Here is a 24,894-nt window from a genome sequence, read left to right as displayed (position 1 = left end):
AGGCGAATCATGATGTTTTTTCCATCCGTTATCAACTTTGAGTATATAAAAATGAACGGAATCAGCGGCGGAGCAGCTTTTAACACCGGCTCTTCCGTTATGGTGAGAAACACAGCAGCCAATAAAAGAAATGAAGGGTACGGTGAACAAAACGGTGATTGCACCGTTGTCGTCATCCCTATCATGAGTATCGATGATTCAGATCTGATAGATGGCACAGCAAACAAGATCAGCCTTCGATAATGATCTGGCTTGCATCCCCCAGATGTTTAGCAATCGATATATATAAAATCCCGTCTTTGAATACCGCCTGCATTCCCTTCGTTCCCTGAGCGGAATGCGGAAGGTCGAGTTTTTTTTCAAAATCGCCGTATTTTCCGGTCTTCTGTTTAAAATCCTGTTCATTAAAAAAGGATTTTCTCGTGCCTTTTACGACGATATATTCTCCGTAGGACAGCAGCTGAACATCTTGTTTCCGGTAGCCGGGCAGATACAGCAAAAATTGGAGCTCATCATGGGTTTCCACAATATCTATAAGAGGAAAAGCATCCTCATTTCTTCTCATTTGCCCATCTCCCTGTTGAAAGGGAAAATGAGAATGGCCGTTTTGAAATGATTTCAGTTGTTCATCATCAAAAACGTTTTTCCAAAAGTCGCCGCCGGACATGTTTTGCGCCATTTCCATCCATTGCTTCATCTTATCGAAATCCATTTTTATCGCCCCCTGTCTAAGCATACGGTCATAACAGCCGGCATACACCTGTATTAAAGGAGGTTTGCCTGTGGTTCAACCAACTCCATATATCAATATTAATATTTTCATGTTGAAAATTAATTCCTTTGAAAATGCTTCAGCGGTGAATGTCGGACAAAATTTACTGGCGGAATGGCAGAATTCTGATAAAAAGAATCAGGGATACGGACAGAACTTCGGAGATGCAAGCGGCTTCATCGGCACGAACGGCAAAGTGGATGACCGGGATCAAATTGATTCTCCATCTGCCTTTGAGTCTGCATGCGATAAAATCCCTGCCGGAAAAGGAGGCCCATTATGATGTTTTCGCCAGTTTTGGTAAATGTAGGGGGCTTTAAAGTAAATGCAGTCGACCGCGGTTCTTCCATTACGATCGGCCCGTATCAGCAAATCGATTATTTTTTATCCAATAAGATCAACTACGGATTCGGTGAAGAAAATGGTGATTTGGCGCCGATTTATATCCCCATCAGTTCTATTGCTGATCCGGATCTCATTGATTCGAACTCCGGAAAAACAAGCATTATATAATAAAAAGGCCATCCGCATGCATTCGGATGGCTTTTATGTGATATTTAACTGCATAAGTATTTTGTTAAGATGGCTTGAACCTCAGTCAAGTCCGTTTCTTTTGCAAATTCCAATTCGAAAGTTTTTCCCCTTGTCATTAATACAAGCCCGGTATCGGGATCAAACATCCCTGCTTCTTGAATGGCGAAGCTTTCAATTGTTTTATATGGAAGAAATACGCGCACTTTCTTTTTGGAGAACATTTTATTATCAAAGAAAATCACTCGTTTATTCGTAAAGCATATTTGGTCAACCCGCAGTTTATAAATCGTTTCGATCCGTTCTCCCTCAACGAGCAAAGCCTCCAGCTTTTTTGTGTCGGTTGATCTGCTGACAGAAAAAATTCCCAATGAAGAACCCCACTTTCTGCTTCTATACTATTGTTTTATTACAATCATAAAAAAATAAGTTCTTTATCCCTATATAAGAATACGACATAGACGGCATTTAAACCATTACGAACAGATTACATTTTTAGAACGTTCATCAAAAAAGCCCTTCGCGAAAGGTGCCGCTGTTATGAAGTAGTACGGTTCAGCGAAAGAAAAGGTTTCAAGAAAACGGTATTTTTTTCGAAAAGTCAGTTTTTTATTTTCGCCATAAAAAACCGCGGCTTCTCCAATGCCGCGGTTCAACAAAACATCAACGATCCGTATCTTCAATTGTTCCTTCTTTATAGGTATCTGAAATTTGTTCCATCGTCGTGTCGGTGCCTTCTTCAGGTTGCACTTGCTGAAGCTGATCTGATGTTTTATTTTGTTTGTCTTGCTCTGTTTTTTTCATTTTGCAGCCACCCTTTATATGTAGTCTTTTTTAGTATGGCTCAGGCAAAATAAATTCATACAGCTTTAAACTTCTTCAAAATACTCTTTGTAGAAGCCTCCGACTTTGTTTGTATTGTCTACAACAAAAATGAATTCTTCTGTTTCATTTTTGACTTCATACTCTTTACCCGGCGTCAGCACATTTTTGACAATGTATTTTTTCGCATCTGTATGTACGCATTTGACCTTTTTGACGCTTTCTTTTGTCTGCCAATTATTATGAATCATTTATAAAACTCCTTTTCTTAATCGATAAGCTTATTGTAGCCGTTTTTTCTTGTGAATTGCAATAACGGTTATCGATTGATTTTACCGGAGGTGTTATTATAGAATGACTGTATGCGCTTACTTTGCGCGGACATCAAGATGCTCAAAACAGACCATAAAAAAATTTCGGGAGGTTTGTTACGAATGAGTTCTTTAACGATGCAGATCACAAAAAGGCTGGAAACATTTTTACAGGGCACGAAGAAGCTTTATATTGACGGAAAATTTGTTCCGAGCGCTTCAGGATCAACATTTGTCACACCGAATCCGGCAACCGGGGAAACGCTGATGACGCTTTACGAGGCACAGTCAGAAGACATTGACAGTGCAGTGAAAGCGGCACGCAAAGCCTTTGATCACGGCGAATGGCGCACTATGCCGGCCGCTTCCAGAAGCAGGCTGATGTATAAGCTTGCCGATTTAATGGAAGAGCACAAAACGGAACTCGCGCAGCTTGAAACACTTGATAATGGAAAACCGATTAATGAAACGACGAATGGGGATATCCCGCTCGCAATTGAGCATATGCGTTATTATGCCGGGTGGTCTACAAAGATAACCGGACAAACGATTCCGGTCGCCGGCTCATATTTTAATTACACCCGCCATGAGCCTGTCGGCGTCGTGGGGCAGATCATCCCTTGGAACTTCCCGCTCCTTATGGCGATGTGGAAAATGGGCGCCGCCCTTACCACAGGCTGCACAATCGTTTTGAAACCGGCGGAGCAGACACCGCTGACTGCCCTCTATTTAGCGGAATTAATAGATCAGGCGGGCTTCCCTGACGGCGTCATCAATATTGTCCCAGGGTTCGGCGAAACGGCCGGGGAAGCGCTGACCAACCATGACGATGTCGATAAACTCGCTTTTACCGGTTCTACACAAATCGGCAAAAAAATCATGGAAAAAGCCGCAAAAAAAATTAAACGCGTGACACTGGAGCTTGGCGGAAAGTCACCTAACATCATTTTGCCTGACGCCAATTTGAAGAAAGCCATTCCCGGCGCTTTAAACGGGGTCATGTTTAATCAGGGGCAGGTATGCTGTGCAGGCTCCCGTGTCTTCATTCACAAAGACAAATATGATGAGGTCGTCAGCGAAATGGTTTCATATGCGAAATCGCTTCAGCAAGGCGCCGGCCTTCACCAAGATACACAAATCGGCCCGCTCGTCAGTAAGGAACAGCATGAGCGCGTGCTTTCATATATTGAAAAAGGAAAAGCGGAAGGAGCCAAAGCTGTCGCGGGCGGCAGCTGCCCGTTTGAAGAAGGGTATTTTGTCTCCCCGACTGTATTTGCGGATGTGGATGACAGCATGACCATCGCAAAAGAAGAAATTTTCGGCCCGGTTTTAGCCGCCATTCCGTATGATACGGTAGATGAAGTGATTGAGCGGGCGAACCGCTCGGAATACGGCCTTGCAGCCGGACTTTGGACTGAGAATGTCAAAAACGCCCATTACATTGCTGACCGTCTCCAAGCCGGCACCGTTTGGGTCAACTGCTACAATGTTTTCGATGCGGCATCTCCTTTCGGCGGCTATAAGCAATCCGGCCTCGGGCGGGAAATGGGCTCTTACGCTCTGGATAATTATACAGAAGTGAAAAGCGTCTGGATCAATCTGGAAGATTAATCAAACAAGAAACTGCTGCCTGTCAGCAGTTTCTTTCTTTTGTCATGCGGCCTTTTACATATGAATATATATGCTTCTGAAGGAGTTGAGCGAGTGTGAGCACAATTCATGAAAACGTCAGAAGCCGCCAAAAGAAAACCATCTCCCTATTAAGAGAAACGCAAAATGCGGACGGCTCATGGTCATTTTGTTTTGAAGGACCGATTTTGACAAACGCCTTTCTGATCCTCCTCCTCACTTCTCTTGGAGACAATGATAAAGAACTGATCGCTGAGCTTGCAGAAGGCATTCGCGCTAAACAGCGCCCGGACGGAACTTTTGCCAACTATCCTGATGACCGGAAAGGAAATGTGACCGCCACTGTACAGGGCTATGCCGGCTTGCTGGCTTCCGGTTTATATAGCCGTTCTGAGGCGCATATGATTCAGGCCGAACGCTTTATCATCTCAAATGGCGGCTTGCGCAACGTACACTTCATGACAAAGTGGATGCTTGCGGCAAACGGCCTTTATCCATGGCCCGCGCTGCATCTGCCATTATCTTTCTTAGTCATTCCCCCATCCTTCCCGCTGCATTTTTACCAGTTCAGTACATACGCCCGTATTCATTTTGTACCGATGGCCGTGACGCTTAACAAAAGATTTTCGCTGAAAAATCCCAACGTTCCGTCTCTCGCGCATTTAGATCGGCATATGACTAAAAATCCGTTTACATGGCTTCGTTCCGATCAGGATGAGAACAGAGACCTCTCTTCTCTTTTCGCGCACTGGAAGCGGCTTTTGCAGATTCCTGCCGCTTTTCACCAGCTCGGTCTGCGTACGGCCAAAACGTATATGCTTGACCGGATTGAAGAAGACGGCACATTATACAGCTATGCGAGCGCCACTATTTTTATGGTGTACGGCCTGCTCGCTCTCGGTGTATCGCGCCACTCCCCCGTTATCAGAAAAGCGCTTGCCGGCACGAAAGCTCTGCTCACGTCTTGCGGCAATATACCGTACCTGGAAAATTCAACGTCGACCGTTTGGGATACGGCGCTTCTCAGCTATGCGCTTATGAAAAGCGGCATCCCAGATAACGATCAGATGATAACCAGCGCCGCCCGGTTTCTGCGTGAACGGCAGCAGACGAAAGTCGCTGATTGGGCCGTTCACAACCCGCATGCTGAACCGGGAGGATGGGGTTTTTCAAACATTAATACAAATAATCCTGATTGTGATGACACAGCCGCAGTGCTCAAAGCCATTCCGCGAAAACTTTATCCCGCCTCATGGGAACGCGGACTGAGCTGGCTTTTGTCCATGCAAAACAGTGACGGCGGCTTCTCTGCTTTTGAGAAAAATGTCAATCATCCGCTGGTCCGCCTGCTGCCGCTGGAATCGGCTGAGGAAGCTGCCATCGATCCTTCAACAAGCGACTTAACCGGACGGGTGCTGCACTGTTTAGGAGAAGCGGGGCTTTCTTCTGATCACCCTCAGATTGAAAAAGCCGTCCAATGGCTGATCCGCCATCAAGAAGAGGACGGATCGTGGTACGGCAGATGGGGTGTCTGCTATATTTACGGCACATGGGCGGCGCTGACAGGGATGAAGGCTTGCGGCGTGAGCCAAAACCACCCGGCCGTAAAAAAAGCGATCCGCTGGCTGAAGTCCATTCAAAACGAGGACGGAAGCTGGGGGGAATCCTGTAAAAGTGCAGAAGAGAAAACCTATGTTCCGCTTTCTTACGGGACGCTTATACAGACGGCTTGGGCGGCCGAAGCTTTGCTGCAATACGAAAAACCTCATCATCAAGCCGTCACAAAAGGCATATCTTTTCTTATTGAAAACCGGCATTACGAAGGAGCCGCTTTCAGCTATCCGACTGGAATCGGCCTGCCGAAACAGTTTTACATCAGATATCACAGCTACCCGTATGTGTTTTCTTTGCTTGCGCTCAGCACTTTTATGAAAATGAGTGAAAAGGAGGAAGAAAAATGAAACGGCACGCTTATCAAACCGAGATGCTGAATTGGTGTGAAACCTTGAAGGAACAAGTCATTCAACAAGGTCGGTTCGATCGCTTCGCGGCACAAATCGACCGGATTTTTCACACCCTTCAGGATGATGGATTAACGGAGGCGGAATGGTACGAACAGGCATCAGCACTTTACCGGGACATTACTGAACCCGAAGAGCCGGATGAGCGCAGAGCCTATGTGCCGATCGGCAAGCATGTCCTCCCTAAACTGCCTTACAGTTATTCCGCACTGGAACCGTATATTTCAAGAGAGATTATGAAACTCCACCATACCAAACACCATCAGAGCTATGTTGACGGTCTGAATAAAGCAGAACTGGAGCTCAAAAAAGCGAGACAGACGAAACAGTACGACTTAGTGGCACATTGGGAGCGGCAATTGGCGTTTCACGGCGCGGGCCATTATTTGCACAGTATTTTCTGGTTTTCGATGAATCCAAACGGAAAAAGACGGCCGACGGGTGCACTCTTTCAAATGATTGATGTGTCATTCGGAAGCTATTCCGCTTTTAAAGAGCAATTTTCTCAAGCGGCGAAAAAAGTCGAAGGAGTCGGCTGGGCTATCCTAGTCTGGGCGCCGCGCGCCGGGCGGCTGGAGATTTTGGCCGCTGAGAAGCATCAGCTCTACAGCCAGTGGGACGTCATTCCTTTGCTTCCGCTGGATGTGTGGGAACACGCTTATTATTTACAATATAAAAACGACCGCGCGGCTTACGTGGATCAATGGTGGAATGTCGTTGATTGGCGGGAGGCGGAGAAACGGTTCGAGCAAGCGCACCGCGTGATATGGCCGCTTTATTAAAAAAGCCCCCGTCTTGAACGGGGGCGTGCTTCTTTTGGTTTAAAAAATACCAAGCACGTGCAGAAAAACGATAATAATGGCTACAGGAGCCACATAACGGATTAATAGGAGCCAGACTGCAAACCATTTTCGTTTTATACCGGAACCGCTTTTCAGTTCGTCAAACAACATCTGTTTCGGAATTTTCAGCGGTACGAAAACGGCAATTAAAAGCGCGCCCAGCGGCATTAAGACATTGCTGACCAGAAAATCCGCAGCGTCAAAAATACTGCGGTGAAAAATAGAAACATCACTCAAAATTCCGTACGACAGCGCCGAAGGGACCCCGACAATAAATATAGCAAGTCCCCCGATCCATGCATACCGCTTCCGTTTTGCCGAATCGCCTTTTGACAAAACAGCAACTAAAATTTCAAGCATTGAAAAAGCCGATGTCAGCGTCGCAAATAAAAACAGCAGCAAAAAGGCGAGTAAAAACACGATGCCCAACGGCATTTGGTTAAAGACAGTCGGCAGCACGTTAAATAAAAGCTGCGGGCCTTGATCCGGCTTGAGGCCGAATGCAAACACCGCCGGAAAAATCGCCACTCCCGCCATCACAGCAACAAGGACATTTAATACCGTCACCGATACGGCGGATTGAACAATATTTTCTTCTTTTTCTAAATATGCGCTGTATGTAACCATTACGGACACTCCGACGCTTAACGAGAAAAATGATTGTCCCATCGCATATAAAATGGTATTGGCATCCATCGCGCCAAAATCAGGCATGAAGAAGAATTTTAATCCCTTCGCTGCATCATGCAGCGTAACGGAGCGGATCATTAAAAGAATAAACAGAATAAACAGAGCCGGCATCAGCACCTGGCTTACCTTTTCGATGCCGCTGCTCACCCCTTTTGCCACAACTAAAATCGTCAGCACGATAAACAGCAGCTGGCCGAAAACGGCTGCATAAGGGTTTGAAATGGTATCGATAAATAACGTATCAAATCCCGAAGAAAGCGATAAACCGCCTGTAAAGCCTTTTATAATGTAGATTAATATCCATCCCCCCACTACGCTGTAGAAGGATAATAGAATAAAACACGTAATGATTCCGAGATATCCGATCCAGTGCCACTTTTTCCCCGGCGCGAGCGCCTTATAGGATTCAACGGCGTTTTTTTGTGTTTTTCTGCCGATAATAAATTCAGCAAGCAAAAGCGGCAGTCCGATTAAAACAGTAAATAAAATAAAAACAAGCAGAAAAGCGCCGCCTCCGCTGGTTCCCGCTACGTAAGGGAACTTCCATATTGCGCCGAGCCCGATTGCAGAGCCGGCCGTAGCTAAAATAAATCCCAGCTTAGATGACCATTGATTAGCTTCTTTCACTTCAGCACTCCCAATTCATTTCAGTATAAAAATCAATTGTAAGAATATATGTCTGAATAGTCAAGAAGATGTTAGTTTACATAATAATTTTATTGAAAACTTATATTTAATATTGAATTATTCAGAAAATTATTTATAATGGAATACAGAAAAGTCAGTCATATTTTCTGACTGATTGATTGAATGTAAAAGGAGCTGTGTTTATGGAATGGCTGAAAAAAACAAGCGGGTTTGCGGGCCAAACCTTTGGCTTGTGGGTTATCGTCTTTGCCGGTTTAGGATTCGCCTGCCCTGATTTGTTTTCTTGGATCAGTTCTTATATGACGATTTTCCTTGGTATTATTATGTTTGGGATGGGGCTTACTCTTCAAGCAGACGATTTTAAAGAATTAATCAGAAAGCCTTGGCATGTCGTGATCGGAGTCGCTGCCCAGTTTACGATTATGCCGCTTACGGCTTTCTGTTTATCAATCGGGCTCCGCCTCCCCGCAGAAATCGCCGCGGGCGTCATTCTGGTCGGATGCTGTCCGGGCGGTACGGCATCAAACGTCATGACGTTTTTGGCGAAAGGCAATACGGCGCTTTCTGTTGCGGTCACCACGATCTCAACATTGCTTGCTCCTATTGTAACGCCGGCACTTATTATGCTGTTTGCGAAAGAGTGGCTCCCCGTTTCTTTCGGTTCACTGTTTGTTTCCATTATGCAAGCCGTGCTTTTGCCGATCGTCCTCGGGGTGATTGTGAAGCTGTTCTTCAAAAAACAGGTCGGACAAGCCGTGCACGCGCTTCCTCTCGTGTCGGTAATCGGCATCGTAGCGATTGTATCCTCTGTCGTCAGCGTAAATCGTGAGCATCTGCTTCAATCAGGACTGCTGATTGTGTCTGTCGTCATCTTACATAACGGAATCGGATATTTGTTAGGATTCCTGACTGCAAAGCTGTTCAAAATGGATTATGCTTCACAAAAAGCGATTGCGATCGAAGTCGGAATGCAAAACTCCGGACTGGGCGCAGCGCTTGCGACAGCGCATTTCTCCCCTTTGTCAGCCGTGCCGAGCGCAATTTTCAGCATATGGCACAATCTGTCGGGGTCTGTTCTTGCCACCTACTGGTCTAAGAAAAAAGAGAAAAACAGCGCCGAGGTAGAAGAAACGGCAAAGATTCCGTTTTCATAACTGAACAAGGATAGGATAGACTGGCCGCTCCTATCCTTTTTTATTCTGCAAATCACGAAACAGACGCAAAAGCGCTTTTTTCACATCCCCCTGAAATAGACCTCCATGATAACAAATCAATTGGCGGATATCGTAATCGAGCAGCCGCCGCACAGAACGGACCGCATCATCCATATGTAACGTATAGCTAGGATTAGCAAGGTTCAGCTTTCCGTCTTCAATGACGACCGCATCACCTGTGACCATTGTTTTTTCGGCAGGCAGATAAAGACTGATATGGCCGGGTGTATGACCCGGCGTGGCTACAACGCGAATGCCTCCGCACCAAGGCAGCAGCTCGCCGTCAGTAACTGTCCGGTGAACTGGAGCCGATTCGACTGATTGAAGCGAGCGGATGAACTGTTTTGCATAAGGCTTTGCATCCTCTGGCAATGAACAAAACGTTGATTCAGCCTGCTCAAGCCGTAAAGATTTTTTAGAGCCATCAATATACGGCGCTTCACGCTCATGTGCTGTCACGCTGACATCCGGATGCAAACGGTATAATGCAGCGAGTGAGCCGATATGGTCTATGTCGTGATGCGTTACAATAATTTTTGTCAATGAATGAAGCGACATTCCATGCCGGGCGGCAGCATGTTGAAGATGGTTTGTAAAACCGGGATATCCGCAGTCTATTAATATCGTGTCATGTTCGTCTTGCAGAAGAACCGGAGTGATAGAATGCAATTCTTCATTATATTCAAATTCGATCTCAAGCGGATAACAGCTTTGCATATAAATTCTCCCCTTCTCTCAATAAAAAAAGTACACTGCTTGTAAGGGCAGTGTACTTTTTGTCTGTCTCAAATTATCCTTCCAGCAACAGCTGTTCCGGATCTTCAAGCAGGTTTTTAATGGTGACGAGGAATCCGACCGCTTCTTTACCATCTACAATTCTGTGATCATATGATAAAGCGATGTACATCATCGGACGGTTTTCAGAGCGCTCCGCATCAATCGCTACTGGGCGCAGCTGAATTTTGTGCATACCTAAGATCCCAACCTGAGGGCTGTTTAGGATCGGTGTTGACATAAGCGATCCGAATGTACCTCCGTTTGTGATCGTGAAGGAGCCTCCTTGCAGCTCACCTAATGTTAATTTATTGTTTCGCGCTTTTTTCGCAAGTTCGCCGATCTCTCTTTCAATGCCGGCAAACGTCAGGCGGTCAGCGTCACGCACGACTGGGACGACAAGCCCTTCTTCAGCCGCGACAGCGATACCGATGTCATAGAATTTTTTCACGATCAGCTCATCGCCTTGAATTTCAGCGTTAAGGAGCGGGAATTTTTTCAATGCAGCCACGACGGCTTTTGTAAAGAACGACATGAAACCGAGTTTTACATCGTTTTGCTCAAGGAATTGGTCTTTACGGCGTTTTCTTAGATTCATAACGGCCGTCATGTCAACTTCGTTAAATGTAGTCAGCATCGCAGAAGTCTGCTGCACTTCAACCAATCGTTTCGCGATCGTCTGTCTGCGGCGGGACATTTTTTGCACTTCGACAGGTTTGTCAAAGCTTTGCTGTGTTTTTTGAGCCTGCTGTTTCGGCTGTGCCGCAGGTTTTGAAGCCGGTTTTTCATAAGCTTCCACATCTTGCTTGCGCACGCGGCCGAGCGGGTCCCCCGTCGGAATTTGTGATAGATCAATCCCTTTTTCCCTTGCCAGCTTGCGTGCAGCCGGAGACGCTATCGTTCTGGATTTCGCTTCTGATTGTGCTTCCTGGCTGACTTCTTGTGCAGCAGGTTCAGCTTTTGCTTCCTCTTTCGTTTGTTCATTGGCTGGAGCACTTTCTGAAGGGGCGGGTGCAGAACTTTCGCCAGCGCCTTCTGTAATGGTACCGATAATTTCTCCTACTTGGACGGTATCACCCGAATCTTTCAATACCTCTTTTAGAACACCCGATTCTTCTGCTGTCAATTCAACATTTACTTTGTCCGTCTCCAGTTCAAGCAAGTACTCACCCTGTTCTACATAATCACCGGGCTGCTTTAACCATTGGGCTATCGTTCCTTCTGAGATTGATTCTGCTAATTCAGGTACCTTAATTTCCGCCATTTTTACATTTCCCCCTTAGTTTTTGCGAGTCAAGCTATCAGATACAATGCGTTCCTGTTCTTTTTTGTGGACTGTCGGATCTCCTTCTGCGGGACTGGATCGTCTTCTTCGGCCGATGTATTGGACATTTACTCCTTTTGGCGCGATTTCCGTCAGATACGGGCTGATATAACTCCATGCCCCCATGTTCTGCGGCTCTTCCTGAACCCAAACGATCTCTTGCAGGTTCGGCAGTTTGGCGAAAAGCTCCTTCGTATCTTTTGCCGGGAACGGATACAGCTGTTCGATTCTGGCAATATGAAGCCAATCCTTATCGCCTTCCATTTTGTTGAAGTGATCGCTGATATCAATTGACACTTTTCCGCTTGATAATACGACGCGAGTCACTTTTTCGTAAGCATGGGAAAGTCCGGACTGCTCATAGACAGGCTTGAATCGGCTTTCGCTCAGTTCCTGCACTTCAGATACCGTATTCGGGTTGCGCAGCAGGCTCTTCGGCGTCATGATCACAAGCGGGCGGATTTCCTCACGAAGCAGCATTTTCGCTTGTCTTCTTAAAATGTGGAAATACTGAGCCGCACTTGTCAGGTTGGCCACCGTCCAGTTGTTTTCCGCCGCCAGCTGCAGGAACCGCTCGACGCGGCCGCTGGAGTGTTCAGGGCCCTGCCCTTCGTAACCGTGAGGCAGCAGCATGACCAGGCCTGATTTTTGTCCCCATTTGGCCCGTCCTGCAGATATGAATTGATCAAAATAGACTTGAGCCGCATTGGCAAAGTCCCCGTACTGCGCCTCCCACATCACAAGCGTTTCAGGCGAATACACGTTGTATCCATATTCAAAGCCGAGAACCGATCCTTCAGAGAGCGGGCTGTTATGCACCGTAAATGAAGCAGCGCAGTCGTCTAAGTGATGGAGGGCAACAAATTCTTCTCCTGTTTCGCTGTCATGCAGCACAAGGTTTCTTTGAGCGAACGTTCCGCGCTCTGAATCCTGTCCGGTCAGCCGGATCGGCGTGCCGTCTTTCAAAATGGAAGCAAACGCAAGTGATTCAGCCAATGACCATTCAACTTTACGGTCATCATCAAACGCTTTTGCACGTCTTTCCAGGATTCTTTTCAGCTTGCCGAACACGTTAAAAGATTCCGGCCAGTTGATAAGTTCGCCGTTCAGCTTGCGGAGAACATCAAAATCAATGGCTGTGTCAACGTCTGGAAAACCGTTGGACACCGGTTCCGGCAATTCAATTTCCCGTACGGCGTCTTCTTTTTTGGCGGGCACCTTTTTATAGGCGTCTTCAATTCGTTTTGTCACTGCCGTTTCGATGTTTTGCGCTTGTTCCTCGCTGATCAGTCCTTCACTTACGAGTTTTTCCGCAAAGATCCGCTTGACAGTCGGGTGTTTTCTGACGGCGTCATACAGCATCGGCTGTGTCGTTGACGGCTCATCCATTTCATTGTGGCCGTACCGTCTGTATCCGATTAAATCGATTAAGAAATCTTTATTGAACCGCTTCCGGTATTCAACCGCAAATTTAACGGCTGACAGGCATGCTTCCGGATCATCCGCGTTGACGTGAACGATCGGGATTTCGTAGCCCTTCGCCAAATCACTGGCATATTTCGTGGACCGTGATTCATCGCTTTCTGTTGTAAAGCCGATCATATTATTGGCGATGATATGAATGGCCCCGCCGACCTGATAGCCTTTCAGAGAGCTTAAGTTCAGCGTCTCGGCGACAATGCCTTCTCCCGGAAACGCTGCGTCACCGTGAATTAAAATGGCGAGCGATTTTGTTTCGTCTTGAACCGGGTACCCCTTTTGCGTTCTTGTTTCCTGTGCCGCCCGCGTGCTTCCTTCCACAATCGGATTGATGAATTCCAAGTGGCTCGGGTTATTTGCAAGCGTAATCCGCGCGCTTTTGGTTTCAGCATCCTGAAGCTGTCTGTCTGCACCGAGGTGATATTTTACATCGCCCGTCCAGCCGTAGCTGATGCCGGTCGATCCTTCAGACGGCACAAGGTCTTTATTCGGCGCGTGCTGGAATTCTGAGAAAATAATCTCATACGGTTTGCCGAGCACATGCGCAAGCACATTTAAACGGCCTCTGTGCGCCATCCCGATATTGACATTGGTTGTGCCCGCTTTCACAGACTGGGCGATAATGTCGTCAAGAACCGGCACAAGCGCGTCTAATCCCTCAATTGAGAAACGCTTCTGACCGACGAATGTCCGGTGTAAAAATTGTTCAAATCCTTCTACTTCCGTCAGTCTTTCTAAAACGGCTGACAGTTTTTCCGGTGAATTTTTCCGGAACAGTTCTCCGGATTCGACCATTTTTGTAATCCATGCGCGCTCTTCGAAATCATGCACATGGTCAAACTCGAAGGAGATGGTTCTTTTATAGGTATTGCGTAAATGCTGGATGGCTTCTAAGCCGTTTGTTATATTGGCAGGTGCGTCTTTACAGATGACAGACGCGGGTATTGCTTTCATTTCTTCTTCTGTAAGCCCGTACTCGGATAACGGAAAGAGCTCGCTCTTTTTCGGATCCTTTCTGAGCGGATTGACGGAAGCGTTCAGATGGCCATAGGTTCGAATATCTTCTGCAAGTTTAACTGCTGCTGCGATCTTTTGAATCAGATCTGCGGTGACGCGTCCCTGTTCCTTTGTTCCCGATGCCTCTTTTATTTGGCTTGGCGGAGCGCCGAGTTCGTCAAACATGTCTTTCAGATCCGGATCAATGCTGTCTGGATCTTCAGCATATTGGTCGTACAGCTCCAGTGCGTAGCCGAGGTTCGGTCCGTAAAAATCTTCCCAATTCATTCTTTGTTTCATATTATTTTGAAACATTTGAATATTACCCCCAACCTAGATAATCAAGTGATCAATTCACTATCTTGAAATAACTTTTGAACGCTGTGCCCAAAATTATGTAATAAAAACGCTTCCAAGGATATTTTACCACTGATTGCGTTTGGATTCTACCTTGATTGTTCACAAAATAGTAAAAAAAACAGATCAATACCGAAAAAATTAAATCATTTTAAAATAAAAAGCGAAAAAGCATAGGAAAAAGCCTATCCTATGCTTTTATGAAGCAGTTTTTTCAAGAGCGGATACAGCACATCGGGCAGCTGATCGACATCCGGAACAAAAATACTGTACTTTCCGTACATATCCTGAATGGTTTTCATCTGTGATTCTTCTATCGCAGTATTGGACAGAAAAACATTTATGACTTCTATCCCTTTTTTTCTCGCTTCGATGACAGCCTCGCTCGTATCGACGATGCCGTTTTGTTCGTATCCGAATGCTGCCGGCTCTCCGTCTGAAAACACGATTAAAAATTTTTGCGCCTCACTCCGCCGCATCAGCTGTTTCGTCATTTGTCTGATGGCGTATCCGTCTCTGTTATCTTCTTCAGGCGCAAGCTGCATGATCAGCGGACCCGCCGCCTGCAGCAGCGACTCTTCAAACGGAATGACGGTATTGAAGAAATTCGGCTGGCTCGTTTCGGTCGCTTCGTTCGTATCCTCCCAAAATCCGACGATCTGGTGCGGTACGGACACTGATTTCAAGGCTTCATGAAAAAGAACGATCCCTCTTTTTGTTTCATCCATTTTGTCGAACATGCTGGCCGAACAATCGACAAGCAATGTAAAAACGGCGTCAATGTCTGAAGATGGGTCCTGCTTTTTATAGAAAAGGCGCGGGTTCCGCTCCGTAAAATAACGGATCAGTTTGCGATTCAGCCGGCCTGCGTGAAGGTCGGTCCGCGGGAGCGTTTTTTTGTGCTCAAGTGTTTTTTGTATCATCTGCTTCAGGCGTTTTTGATATGATTCTATCGTTTTTGCCTGTTCTTTATAAGACTGCTCCTCTTCAGGAGACGCTTTATGAGGCGTTTGATAAACCGGGAAGGCAAATTTATTTTCTTTTCCGTCAGCCAGCCCCGTGCCCTCATGTTCATCCTGAATGGATTCAAGCGCTTCCAGTTTGGAGTAATCCTCTCTTTTCGTCTGACGTGCGGAACCTTGAACGGAGCCGAGCGCCTGGTCACCGTCATCGCCTTCTCTGGCCGCGTCTTTCCCAAGATCTGATTTCGCGCCGTGCTCAATATCAAATTGAAGGAAACTTTTTGCCGGCGCTTCGGTTTCCCGGTGCCACGTATTCATTTTCTCTTCAAGGATTTCTTCATCTCCGTCGGAAGACTCAGGGAGCGTGAGATCGTCACTTAACGAAGGCGCTTTTTTTACACTTTCGAATAAAGGCTCTTCAGCCGCTTTTTCGTAATCAAGTTCCGGCAGAAAAAAGTACGTGTTCAGCATATCTTTCTCGAGCACTTCATCAAGGCCTTCCATGAGGTCTTCCGTTATTCTTGCGATTTGTTCCGTAGAATCCGCCTCATACACCCGGATGAGCTGACGTTCAATATACGGTATCATCATATCAATATGTTCATGCATGGAAGGAATGCCTTCAAGCGGAGACTCAGCCGTCAGCTTGACAAACATCGCGCAATACAAAGCGTCGGTGAAAATGCTCCGTTCTAAATTCAATGTCAGCTGCGTCGTGAAATATTTCCTGTACATCTCCCTCCGCTTCTGAAAAACACGTTTCGTTCCCGGCCGTTCTTTTTTGATCAGCTCTTCAATTCTGATATCCTCAAGCAGCATAAACAGCTGCTTGGCAAAGCTTTGGCGGGTAAAGTGCCGGTGAACGTCATTTAAAAACCCCGCAAATTCCCGAAATGAGCTGCTGCGTGTTCCGACAGCGCGCAAATAGACATCGCTTTTCAGGCCGGCTTCCATATCCCCGGCTGAGCGGTCTTTCCAAAAGTGGCTCATGTAAATTTTCTTTTCAAAGGGATTGTAGTAAGACTGCACGCCGTATTCCACTTCAACTTCACTGCTTCTGGTCAGTGTTTTGGCCAGATCAGTCAGCATCATGAACAAAAACGAATCAATCGTGCTGTCGTTAAATTTGATAAACTTCATTGTATGTCCCTCATTCGAACAGCGTTTCTGCAATATTTCTGACAGCGGCTTTTTCCCTGTCGTCGTCAAGTTTTTCTACGATGCCTCTTTCAATCGCCCGTTTCGGCGGGATGTACGCAGCCAAGTCGCACGTATCAATGAGAGCCCTGATGGACGCCGCTTCTTCTGACACTTGTCCGTTATGCGCTTGTGCGATTAAATCAGAAGACAGCGTCATAAAGCGTTCAATTAATTTCTCATCTTTTAAGACAGACTGAGAGGTCAGCACCTGTTTCAGGAGGCTTCCTTTAATATACGGAACATCAATGATGACAAAACGGTTTTTAAGGGCTTCGTTCAGCGGAACGGTGCCGACGTAGCCTTCATTAATCGCGGCGATAACACCGAATCCTTCGCTTGCCTTAATCACTTCTCCTGTAAAGGGATTTGTCATCATTTTTCTGTAATCAAGCACGCCGTTTAGAATCGGAAGGGTTTCAGGCTTTGCCATATTGATTTCGTCAATGTATAAAAAATGTCCCTCGTTCATTGCGGTTGTTACAGGTCCGGGAACGAATTCAATTGTCGCCTGTCCCTGTTCATTTTCAATCGTTTTATAGCCGACAAGCGCTTCTGCATCAAGGTCTACGGAGCAGTTGACGCTGTGCATCGGTTTATGAAAATAGTTCGAAAGCGTTTCCGCCAATTTTGTTTTCCCTGAGCCCGTCGGTCCTTTTAATAAGATATTTTTTCCCATTGTCAAAGCGATGACGGCATCGAATACAATCGCTTTATCTTCGGCCTCATAGCCTGATGTTCCGATTAAATCCCGGAATTCTTGGGAAACGGGATGATTTTGATAAGCCTGCAGTTTGTTTTGTATATCTTCCGGAAGTGATAGGTGCTGTAATTCTGAAGTCATAGGTGATGTTTCCTTTCCATTTGTATTCCATAACCGAGTATACTAAAAAAGCCCTTGTATACTCAATACAAAAGGGCTCATTCCCTGCGGGCGCTTTTTGTCAGGGGAGCGCAGGCGATTCTGGCTCCGGAATTTCCGCTCGGGTTTGTTAAATAATCGTCCGTATGTTCATGAATGACGAACGCGCTTCCGTCCCGGTCGAGCAGGCTGAGTCTGCTCCCTTCTTTTAATGAAGTTTGCGGCGCATTCATAATGACATCCACTTTACCGTCAGCCCCCACTTCAAGATTGGGGAGATCCCCGGCGTGATGACCCATCGGATTGTTAAAGCCGTGTTCTTTGTTCAAAGGGTTGAACGGACCGCCGGCTGATTCGAAATCAGGTGCCTGACAAGTCCCTTTTTCATAAATATGAAATCCGAGAGAAGTACCGGGCGGCAGATGCCCCGCTGATATATGAATGTCTGATCCTTCATCATCAGATTCCCTCACTTCGATATATCCGATCGTTTTTCCGTTTTGATTGATGAGTCCGGCATGCTCACGGTATGCAGATGCTTCCAATGCGCGGCTTTCCTCATGTTTTTTGGGCGGAACAGGAGCGGGTCCCCCCCCGCAGCCGCAAAGCGTAATTGATGCGAGCATGAGAAAAAGCAAGAGACGATTCATGCTTCCTCCCCCTTATTTTTTTACCCATCAGTCTTGTCAAAACGTAAAAATGGTAAACAAAAAAAGCCCCGAAAGGCTTTTTTTAAAAATAACTGCGCGCTCCTAAATACGCTTTTTTCCAATATGGGTTGCTTAAGTTTGAAATTTCAACCCCGGAGGAGCTTGCGTGAATAAAATTTCCTCCGCCCAAATACATTCCCATATGAGAAGGGCCCGCTTTATATGTCGTAAAGAAGACGAAGTCGCCAGCTGACGGCTGGCTGATATGTTTCATCGTATTCCAATATCCGGCCGTGCTCAGACGGGAAACAGAGGTTACCTTATTTAAAAGGTAATAGATGTAACCGCTGCAATCGAAGCCCGCAGGCGTATTGCCTCCCCAGCGGTAAGGCACGCCGACATGTTTTTTCGCCTCGCCTATCATTCTGTCAATCTTTGACCCTGTCACCGGAGGTTCGGGAGTATTCGGCTTGTTTGGCTTTGCCGGTTTGTTATCCGGCTGCCGCACAGGATCTTCTGTTTTTCCCGTTCCGTTAATCACCAGAACTTGTCCGATTTGAAGCACATCAGTTGTCAATTTATTTTTTTCTCTGATGAGCTGAGCTGTGATGCCGAACCGATTAGCAATTTTCCAGAGGGAATCGCCTGCTTTTACTTTGTAAGTGGATGGCTTCTCAGAAGGGTTTGAATGAGATGGCGGTGTTGTGCCGCTGTTTCCGTTATGTGAAGAACCTTTGATCTTTAACACTTGATTCGGATACAGCATGTCTGATGTTAATTGATTCAGCTTTTTCAGTTCGGCGATGGTGACGCCGGTTTGATTGGCGATTTTCCACAGCGAGTCACCCGGCTTCACAGTGTAAGCCCCTGATGCGCCTTTATCAGGCTTTGTCTGTCTGCCGCCTCCGTCCGTGCCGCCGGCAGACCCTTTAATTTTCAGTTTCTGGCCGGGATAGATGACATCTGAATTCAAACGGTTCAGGCTTCTCAGCTCAGAAACGCTCATTTTGTATTTTTTTGCGATCACCCATAATGAGTCTCCGTATGTAACTGTGTAAGCACCCGTACTTCGTTTTCCTTTTTGACCCGTTTTATGTGTGCCGCTGCCGTCAGGAATGTGCAGCCGCTGTCCTGGGTGGAGTATCGTTGATTTCAGTTTATTTTCCGCCTGCAGGGCTGAAATACTTGTATGATATTGCCGGGAAAGCTTCCAAAGAGAGTCGCCGCTTTTTACTTGAATGGTTTTTGCTTCAGCTGGATGCACGGCGAAGGTTGAAGTCATTACTGCAGATACAGCCAGACCGGCTGCGATTTTTTTCTTCATATAACGAAAAACCTCCTATTTATCATTGCTGAAAGGGACGTTCCTTTTCTTTGGACGCCGCCTGTTATGCAGGATTCATTCAGAAGTCGACATTAATTCCGATTCATTTGGCCTTAGATCATCACCAATGCCACACATTTTACATAAATTGAGAACATTTCACAAAAGACTTTAGAATCATTTTCATAACATGGCTTTTTTCCGCGACATTCCACCTTTCTTGTCTGTTTTTCATACAATTCTCTTTACGGCGTGAAAAATCCTCCCGAAAAACAATCAAAAAAAGCCCGCTTCCTTTAAAGGAAGCGGGTGACGGCTGTGATTACAGAACCCGGGTCTCGGCAGTTTTCACGTCTTCTGCTATCAATTCCGCTGCACGCTGTGCTCCGCCGGCCGCTTTCAGGGATTCTCCGATTTCAGAAGCTTTTGTCTGATATTCAGGATTTTCGCTCAATTCTTTTATTGCTTCAGTGAGCAGTTCGGCTGTTACATCTTCTTTTTTAAACATCTTGCCCGCGCCCGTGTTTTCCACTTGGCTTCCGACGGCGAACTGATCTGCGCCCATCGGAATGACGATCATCGGGGTTTTGTAGTAAAGCCCTTCGCTCGTACTGTTCATTCCGCCGTGAGTGATAAATAAGTCCGCTCTCTTCAGGATCTCAAGCTGCGGAACATAAGGCTTTACAATGACATTCTCAGGAATTTCATCAAGCTCCGCCGGGTCAAGATGTTTGCCGATTGACATGACGGCTTTTCCGTTAAAGTTTCTGGCCGCTTTTAAGCATTTATTAAACAATTCCTTCTGATTGTTAAAAATCGTGCCCATGGAAATAAACAGGACTTTTTCTCCTTCAAGCTGTTCAAACGGGAAATCTTGAGCCGCCGCCCTTTTGGTTATGGACGGGCCGACAAAGAGATAAGAATCGCCAAACTCTTCTTCTTTCGGCTGAAACGCTCTTGAAGTAAACACGATGGTTTTTCTGCCGTCATTTGAGAAAATATCATACGGCGTTTTAATGTCTGCGCTGAATTCTTCATTGAGCCGGCTGACCGCTTCGGTATAAGCCGGATAATGAGATGATTCCTCTGATACAAGGTTTGTATTTGAAAACACTTCTTTAATAAATGCTTCATTCATTGCAAATGTCGTACAAAGTGAATATGCCGGCAGTTTCAGCTGGTTTCTCACGAGCCTTCCTGCCAGAAAATGATGATCATACAGGATGTAGTCGTAGGATTCATCCTTTACTTCTTCAAGAATACGGAGAGCGGCTTTTTTGGAAGTCTCAATCATTAATAGTAAAAACTCGGTAGCGTCCCGCTGTTCATCACCCGTTGCGTTTTTTCCGAATTCATCTTTTCGGAAATCTTCATATTCACGGAATTCCGCTCCGCTTGACGCGATTTTGTTCTCATATTCCTTCACGCCGTAATATACGACATGTTCCCCTTTTGCCTTCAGTTCTTTTACGACGCCTAAAGACGGATTGATATGGCCTTCTCCCGGAAAACCGATCATCAATACATTTGCCATCTTTCCACTCCCTATTCTTTTAAATTTTATGTATATTTAAACGATAACATCAATACAGAAAAAGGTAAAGATGTTCACCTTATTAATATTAAATGGGTACAATATTCCCATTTTCTTATTATTTCGTATGAAGCGCCCGCGGCGAAACAAGCGGATACAGTCCGCCGTCTTTAGCAAAGGACATTTTTCCCGTTTCTTCTGAAACAACGAGCACGAGTGCATCAGTCACGGCCGAAAGACCCATCGCGGCCCTGTGGCGCGTCCCGTATTTGAGATCGACATGTTTTGTTGTGAGCGGAAGCACATTGGCTGCTGATACAACCCGGTTTTCTCTGACCAATACGGCTCCGTCGTGAAGCGGATTGCCAGGATAAAAAATACTCTCAATTAAAGCCGCACTGATCTCGGCATGCAGGCTGGTCCCTTTTTGTATTATTCCGTCCAGCGGATCTGCACGTTCAATCACAATCAGCGCTCCGTGTTTTTCTTCCGCCAGATGCTGCACGGCCCTCGCCAGCTCTGTATAGGAAGGCGTAAAATGTTCGATATATGTCTGCAGGTAAAACGACGAAGCGACAGCCTGCATTTCCTGAAACGTATGTCCCAGTTCATCTAATTCGCAAAGAAGGCATTGGTCTTTTTCATCCAATGTCCGCAGTATCATTCCGGCATCCTCCGTAATTTGTTTCAAATACGTTTGAACGGCAGCGGTAAACGCGCTTTCCGTCATTTGAGTGTGGCGCATGTCACATCAGCTCCTTTCCCTTATTTTCTGCATCGCGCGCATGGATATGCGCCGCTGTGTGCACCATAATCATGAAAGGAGGCGCACATCATATGGAATTCGCACGGCTGATGCAATATATCTGCACTTTTTTAGGGGTCATTTCACTTTCATTCATTTATGCCAAGATGTTTAAAAAGCCGAAACCGGACAAAAAAGAGTAGGCCGGCTTTCATTGCTTTTTATACATAAAATGTTATAATTTCTCTCGTTAAAATAAAGAAACGGGGAACCTAACTTGAGAGAAACGAACACGATCGGCCAAAAGGTCAGACAGCTGTTACATATCTTCATTCCGATTTTAATCACACAGGCGGGCCTTTCCCTGATCACCTTTTTGGATACGGTGATGTCAGGAAAAGTGAGCGCCGCCGATTTAGCCGGGGTTGCAATCGGTTCAAGCCTGTGGACACCGGTTTATACGGGCCTTGCAGGAATATTAATGGCCGTTACGCCCGTTGTTTCGCAGCTGTTTGGAGCCGGCAGACAAAAGGAAGTGCCGTTTTCCGTCATCCAGGCCGTTTATGTAGCGGCCGTTCTCAGTGCGGCGGTTATCCTGATCGGCTTTTTCACCGTTGATATGATCTTGGGACATTTGGGACTGGAACCTCGTGTCCGGACGATCGCAAAACACTTTTTAGGCTTTTTATCCCTCGGTATTTTTCCTTTGTTTGTGTACACCGTTTTGCGCTCGTTTATTGATGCACTCGGCAAAACGCGAGTCACAATGCTTATTACGCTTTGCTCATTGCCTATTAATTTTGTTTTAAATTATGTATTTATTTTCGGGAAATTCAACATGCCGGCATTGGGCGGAGTCGGTGCGGGGCTCGCTTCTGCCCTGACTTACTGGTGTATTTGCGCCATCAGCTTTTTTATCGTCTGCAGATTTGAGCCGTTTGCCGGGTACTCTGTATTTCGGAAACTGTACCGTTTTTCTCCGTCTGAATGCAGAAAGCTTTTGAAAATCGGTTTGCCTATCGGTTTTGCGGTATTTTTTGAAACGAGCATTTTTGCGGCTGTCACACTGCTTATGAGCCATTTTCAGACGGTGACGATTGCAGCTCACCAGGCGGCAATGAATTTTGCTTCCCTCTTGTATATGCTGCCGCTCAGCGTATCCATGGCCATGACCATTTTAGTCGGCTTTGAAGCAGGCGCAAATCGCTATAGAGATGCCCGCTCATACAGCTATATCGGGATCGTGATGGCGCTTAGTTTTTCTTTATGCACGGCGGCTTTCATTTTACTGTTCAGGCCGCAAATCGCCGGAATGTATACATCAGATCCGGCGGTGCTCATGTTGACGCAGCACTTTTTAATCTATGCGCTGTTTTTCCAGCTTTCTGATGCCGTAGCAGCTCCGATACAAGGCGCTCTGAGAGGATATAAGGATGTCAACTATACACTCGGCGCGGCTTTTGTGTCGTATTGGATTATCGGGCTTCCGCTCGGTTACGCAGTCGGCACTTATACGGGCCTCGGGGCATACGGCTACTGGATCGGGTTAATTGCAGGACTTGCCGCAGGAGCTGTCGGTTTATTCTTCAGACTGATGAAACTGCAAAAGCGTTATGTGAAAAAAATGATGATTTTATAAAGGAGGAGCAGCAATGCCAAAACATAAACTGCTGTACGATTATTTAACTGAACGGGCGGAGGACATCAGTCAGACATGGTTTGATACGCTTCATGAAACGGATCCTGATTCTGTTTATGCTTCTACTGACCCGGCTGTACTCACAAATCTGAAAAAACAAAATCTGGCGTTTAATTATCAACTCAATCGGATTTTTTCTGAAGAGAAGGAAGTATATACAGCGGCCTTGGAAAAGTGGGCGTTTAAAGCCGCACGGGATAAAGAACATTTAAAAACTCCCATCCATTATATTATTCGCGAGTTTATCAGAGTTCGTGATTTGTATGTCGGCCATGTCAAGCAGTTTACCAGACTTCATACGGACACCGTGACAGAAGAAGATGCCGAAGATATATTCCATACGCTGATCAAATCGTTTGATGTGGTCATTCATATTTTCATAGAGGAAATGTATAAAAACACAAACATTCAGCTTGAAGCGCAAAAAGAATTGATCACCGAGCTGAGCTCGCCGGTAATTGTGCTTTTTGACAATGTCGGACTGCTGCCGCTGATCGGGGATATTGACACGGCAAGAGCCAAAATGATTTTGGAGAATACGCTGCACCAGTGTTCAGAGAAGCGCATCACTCAGCTGTACATTGATTTATCGGGCGTAGCCATGATTGATACGATGGTTGCCCAACAGCTTTTCACCTTAATTGAATCACTCGGAATGCTCGGCGTGAAAGCGACATTATCCGGAATCCGTCCTGAAATCGCCCAAACCGCGGTGCAGCTCGGACTGAGTTTTTCAAATTTATCAATACGGTCTTCGCTTGCGGAAGCGATCGCTTCCGATCTGGCACAAAAAAAGGGATAAGGCATTTCAGCCTTATCCCTTTTTTATCAGTCTTTCCACGGATATGTCCAATACACTTCTTCTTCAAACCATGTCTGAAGAACCGGCTCGTTATTTTTTATTTTTTCTTCCAGCTCTCTCAGCATGCCTTCCGTTTGGGTGCGGTGCGCTTTTAAGGCATTCATTTTTATATCGGCAACCTCTTTAATATCAAGAATGACATCAGGCTTGCCGACGGCTTCCTCCCTGTTGCGGGTGATTGCCATGCAAAGCGTGCGCGGGCGGTCCTCTTTTTTCTTTCTGTAAAGCGCTCTGATGACCGCTTCGCCGCATGCATCATGATCCGGATGGACTCCGTGCTCCGGATAGAATGTGACAATCAGACTCGGTTTTACATCGTCGATAATCTCTTCCATCATATCCGCGAGCCACTCGTCATCTTCAAATTCAAGTGTTTTATCACGAAGCCCGAGCATTCTCAGGTCAGTAACGTCCATTGCTTTGCATGCGTCAATCAGCTCTTGCTTTCTTAACAGCGGCAGTGTTTCACGGTTCGCGAAAAAGGGATCTCCCATGTTCCGGCCCATTTCGCCAAGCGTTGCGCATGCATACGTAACGGGAATATCTTTTTGTCTGTGTAAAGCAATCAGCCCTGCCACTCCGTATGATTCATCATCAGGGTGAGGCAGGATGACGAGTACATGTTCTTTCATGATTTTCACCCTTTTCT

General features: G+C 46.1%; 24 protein-coding genes. 9 read left to right on the top strand and 15 right to left on the bottom strand.

Annotation, left to right across the window (positions count from 1 at the left end):
* Positions 1–9: 9 nt before the first annotated feature.
* Positions 10–243, top strand: coding sequence for a hypothetical protein (locus tag CXL14_RS13535; protein ID WP_014418113.1), 234 nt, complete (start codon positions 10–12; stop codon positions 241–243).
* Here the strand turns inward: CXL14_RS13535 and CXL14_RS13530 are convergent.
* Positions 230–712: an Hsp20/alpha crystallin family protein gene (locus tag CXL14_RS13530; RefSeq protein WP_003153787.1), complete on the bottom strand. Its 483-nt coding sequence runs from the start codon at positions 710–712 to the stop codon at positions 230–232. The genes CXL14_RS13535 and CXL14_RS13530 overlap by 14 nt on opposite strands.
* Positions 713–782: 70 nt before the next feature.
* Between CXL14_RS13530 and CXL14_RS13525 the strand changes: the two genes are divergently transcribed.
* Both CXL14_RS13525 and CXL14_RS13520 read left to right on the top strand, forming a co-directional pair.
* Positions 783–1,055: a hypothetical protein gene (locus CXL14_RS13525; protein WP_014418114.1), complete on the top strand. Its 273-nt coding sequence runs from the start codon at positions 783–785 to the stop codon at positions 1,053–1,055.
* On the top strand, positions 1,052–1,285 hold the full coding sequence (locus CXL14_RS13520; protein WP_003153785.1) for a hypothetical protein: 234 nt from the start codon (positions 1,052–1,054) through the stop codon (positions 1,283–1,285). The genes CXL14_RS13525 and CXL14_RS13520 overlap by 4 nt, the downstream gene beginning before the upstream one ends.
* A 44-nt stretch (positions 1,286–1,329) precedes the next feature.
* On the opposite strand, the gene CXL14_RS13515 is transcribed toward CXL14_RS13520, so the two are convergent.
* The 3 genes from CXL14_RS13515 to CXL14_RS13500 all read right to left on the bottom strand — a co-directional run bounded on the left by CXL14_RS13515 (position 1,330) and on the right by CXL14_RS13500 (position 2,376).
* A complete protein-coding gene (locus CXL14_RS13515; protein WP_003153783.1) occupies positions 1,330–1,674 on the bottom strand; it encodes a PH domain-containing protein in 345 nt (114 codons plus the stop codon).
* Positions 1,675–1,966: 292 nt separating this feature from the next.
* Entirely contained in the window at positions 1,967–2,107 is a 141-nt protein-coding gene (locus CXL14_RS13505; protein WP_003153781.1) for a DUF4025 domain-containing protein, read from the bottom strand.
* Positions 2,108–2,172: 65 nt separating this feature from the next.
* Positions 2,173–2,376 (bottom strand): DUF6501 family protein, encoded by a 204-nt coding sequence (locus tag CXL14_RS13500; protein WP_007407979.1) that lies wholly within the window; start codon positions 2,374–2,376, stop codon positions 2,173–2,175.
* 183 nt (positions 2,377–2,559) lie between these two features.
* Here CXL14_RS13500 and CXL14_RS13495 point away from each other — a divergent pair, with 183 nt between their 5' ends.
* The 3 genes from CXL14_RS13495 to CXL14_RS13485 all read left to right on the top strand — a co-directional run bounded on the left by CXL14_RS13495 (position 2,560) and on the right by CXL14_RS13485 (position 6,868).
* The gene (locus CXL14_RS13495; RefSeq protein WP_014418115.1) at positions 2,560–4,047 is read left to right on the top strand and encodes an aldehyde dehydrogenase family protein; all 1,488 of its coding nucleotides are present in this window, start codon (positions 2,560–2,562) and stop codon (positions 4,045–4,047) included.
* 95 nt (positions 4,048–4,142) lie between these two features.
* Positions 4,143–6,026, top strand: a complete 1,884-nt coding sequence (locus CXL14_RS13490) for a terpene cyclase/mutase family protein (RefSeq protein WP_014418116.1) — start codon at positions 4,143–4,145, stop codon at positions 6,024–6,026.
* On the top strand, positions 6,023–6,868 hold the full coding sequence (locus CXL14_RS13485) for a superoxide dismutase (protein ID WP_007611962.1): 846 nt from the start codon (positions 6,023–6,025) through the stop codon (positions 6,866–6,868). Before CXL14_RS13490 ends, CXL14_RS13485 begins: the two co-directional genes overlap by 4 nt.
* 39 nt (positions 6,869–6,907) lie before the next feature.
* Here CXL14_RS13485 and CXL14_RS13480 read toward each other — a convergent pair whose 3' ends face one another.
* A complete protein-coding gene (locus CXL14_RS13480; protein WP_007407975.1) occupies positions 6,908–8,245 on the bottom strand; it encodes a sodium-dependent transporter in 1,338 nt (445 codons plus the stop codon).
* Between the two features lie 203 nt (positions 8,246–8,448).
* Here CXL14_RS13480 and CXL14_RS13475 point away from each other — a divergent pair, with 203 nt between their 5' ends.
* On the top strand, positions 8,449–9,420 hold the full coding sequence (locus CXL14_RS13475; protein WP_014418117.1) for a bile acid:sodium symporter family transporter: 972 nt from the start codon (positions 8,449–8,451) through the stop codon (positions 9,418–9,420).
* Between the two features lie 30 nt (positions 9,421–9,450).
* On the opposite strand, the gene CXL14_RS13470 is transcribed toward CXL14_RS13475, so the two are convergent.
* The 9 genes from CXL14_RS13470 to cdaS all read right to left on the bottom strand — a co-directional run bounded on the left by CXL14_RS13470 (position 9,451) and on the right by cdaS (position 21,684).
* On the bottom strand, positions 9,451–10,197 hold the full coding sequence (locus CXL14_RS13470; RefSeq protein WP_053284880.1) for an MBL fold metallo-hydrolase: 747 nt from the start codon (positions 10,195–10,197) through the stop codon (positions 9,451–9,453).
* Between the two features lie 73 nt (positions 10,198–10,270).
* Positions 10,271–11,518: a 2-oxoglutarate dehydrogenase complex dihydrolipoyllysine-residue succinyltransferase gene (odhB, locus tag CXL14_RS13465; RefSeq protein WP_014418119.1), complete on the bottom strand. Its 1,248-nt coding sequence runs from the start codon at positions 11,516–11,518 to the stop codon at positions 10,271–10,273.
* 15 nt (positions 11,519–11,533) lie between these two features.
* Positions 11,534–14,368, bottom strand: a complete 2,835-nt coding sequence (gene sucA, locus CXL14_RS13460; RefSeq protein WP_014418120.1) for a 2-oxoglutarate dehydrogenase E1 component — start codon at positions 14,366–14,368, stop codon at positions 11,534–11,536.
* A gap of 227 nt (positions 14,369–14,595) precedes the next feature.
* Positions 14,596–16,512 (bottom strand): vWA domain-containing protein, encoded by a 1,917-nt coding sequence (locus tag CXL14_RS13455; RefSeq protein WP_014418121.1) that lies wholly within the window; start codon positions 16,510–16,512, stop codon positions 14,596–14,598.
* Between the two features lie 10 nt (positions 16,513–16,522).
* The gene (locus CXL14_RS13450) at positions 16,523–17,413 is read right to left on the bottom strand and encodes an AAA family ATPase (RefSeq protein WP_101287841.1); all 891 of its coding nucleotides are present in this window, start codon (positions 17,411–17,413) and stop codon (positions 16,523–16,525) included.
* A gap of 77 nt (positions 17,414–17,490) precedes the next feature.
* Positions 17,491–18,081, bottom strand: coding sequence for a superoxide dismutase family protein (locus tag CXL14_RS13445; protein WP_014418122.1), 591 nt, complete (start codon positions 18,079–18,081; stop codon positions 17,491–17,493).
* Between the two features lie 82 nt (positions 18,082–18,163).
* Positions 18,164–19,405 carry a C40 family peptidase gene (locus CXL14_RS13440; RefSeq protein WP_014418123.1) on the bottom strand — a complete coding sequence of 414 codons (1,242 nt, stop codon included), beginning with the start codon at positions 19,403–19,405 and terminating at the stop codon, positions 18,164–18,166.
* Positions 19,406–19,727: 322 nt separating this feature from the next.
* On the bottom strand, positions 19,728–20,939 hold the full coding sequence (locus CXL14_RS13435) for a macrolide family glycosyltransferase (RefSeq protein WP_014418124.1): 1,212 nt from the start codon (positions 20,937–20,939) through the stop codon (positions 19,728–19,730).
* A 118-nt stretch (positions 20,940–21,057) separates the two neighbouring features.
* A complete protein-coding gene (cdaS, locus tag CXL14_RS13430; protein ID WP_014418125.1) occupies positions 21,058–21,684 on the bottom strand; it encodes a sporulation-specific diadenylate cyclase CdaS in 627 nt (208 codons plus the stop codon).
* A 277-nt stretch (positions 21,685–21,961) separates the two neighbouring features.
* On the opposite strand from cdaS, the gene CXL14_RS13425 reads away from it, so the two are divergent.
* Together CXL14_RS13425 and CXL14_RS13420 are read left to right on the top strand one after the other, a co-directional pair.
* Positions 21,962–23,323 carry an MATE family efflux transporter gene (locus CXL14_RS13425; RefSeq protein WP_014418126.1) on the top strand — a complete coding sequence of 454 codons (1,362 nt, stop codon included), beginning with the start codon at positions 21,962–21,964 and terminating at the stop codon, positions 23,321–23,323.
* 13 nt (positions 23,324–23,336) lie between these two features.
* The gene (locus CXL14_RS13420) at positions 23,337–24,185 is read left to right on the top strand and encodes an STAS domain-containing protein (protein ID WP_014418127.1); all 849 of its coding nucleotides are present in this window, start codon (positions 23,337–23,339) and stop codon (positions 24,183–24,185) included.
* Positions 24,186–24,211: 26 nt separating this feature from the next.
* Here the strand turns inward: CXL14_RS13420 and bshB2 are convergent, their stop codons facing one another.
* Positions 24,212–24,877 (bottom strand): bacillithiol biosynthesis deacetylase BshB2, encoded by a 666-nt coding sequence (gene bshB2, locus CXL14_RS13415; protein ID WP_007407961.1) that lies wholly within the window; start codon positions 24,875–24,877, stop codon positions 24,212–24,214.
* Between the last annotated feature and the right edge of the window lie 17 nt (positions 24,878–24,894).

Source organism: Bacillus sp. SJ-10 (assembly GCF_002843505.1).
Classification (GTDB): domain Bacteria; phylum Bacillota; class Bacilli; order Bacillales; family Bacillaceae; genus Bacillus; species Bacillus velezensis.
Note: the sequence above shows the minus strand (reverse complement) of the source record. Positions and strands in the feature narration are given on the sequence as shown.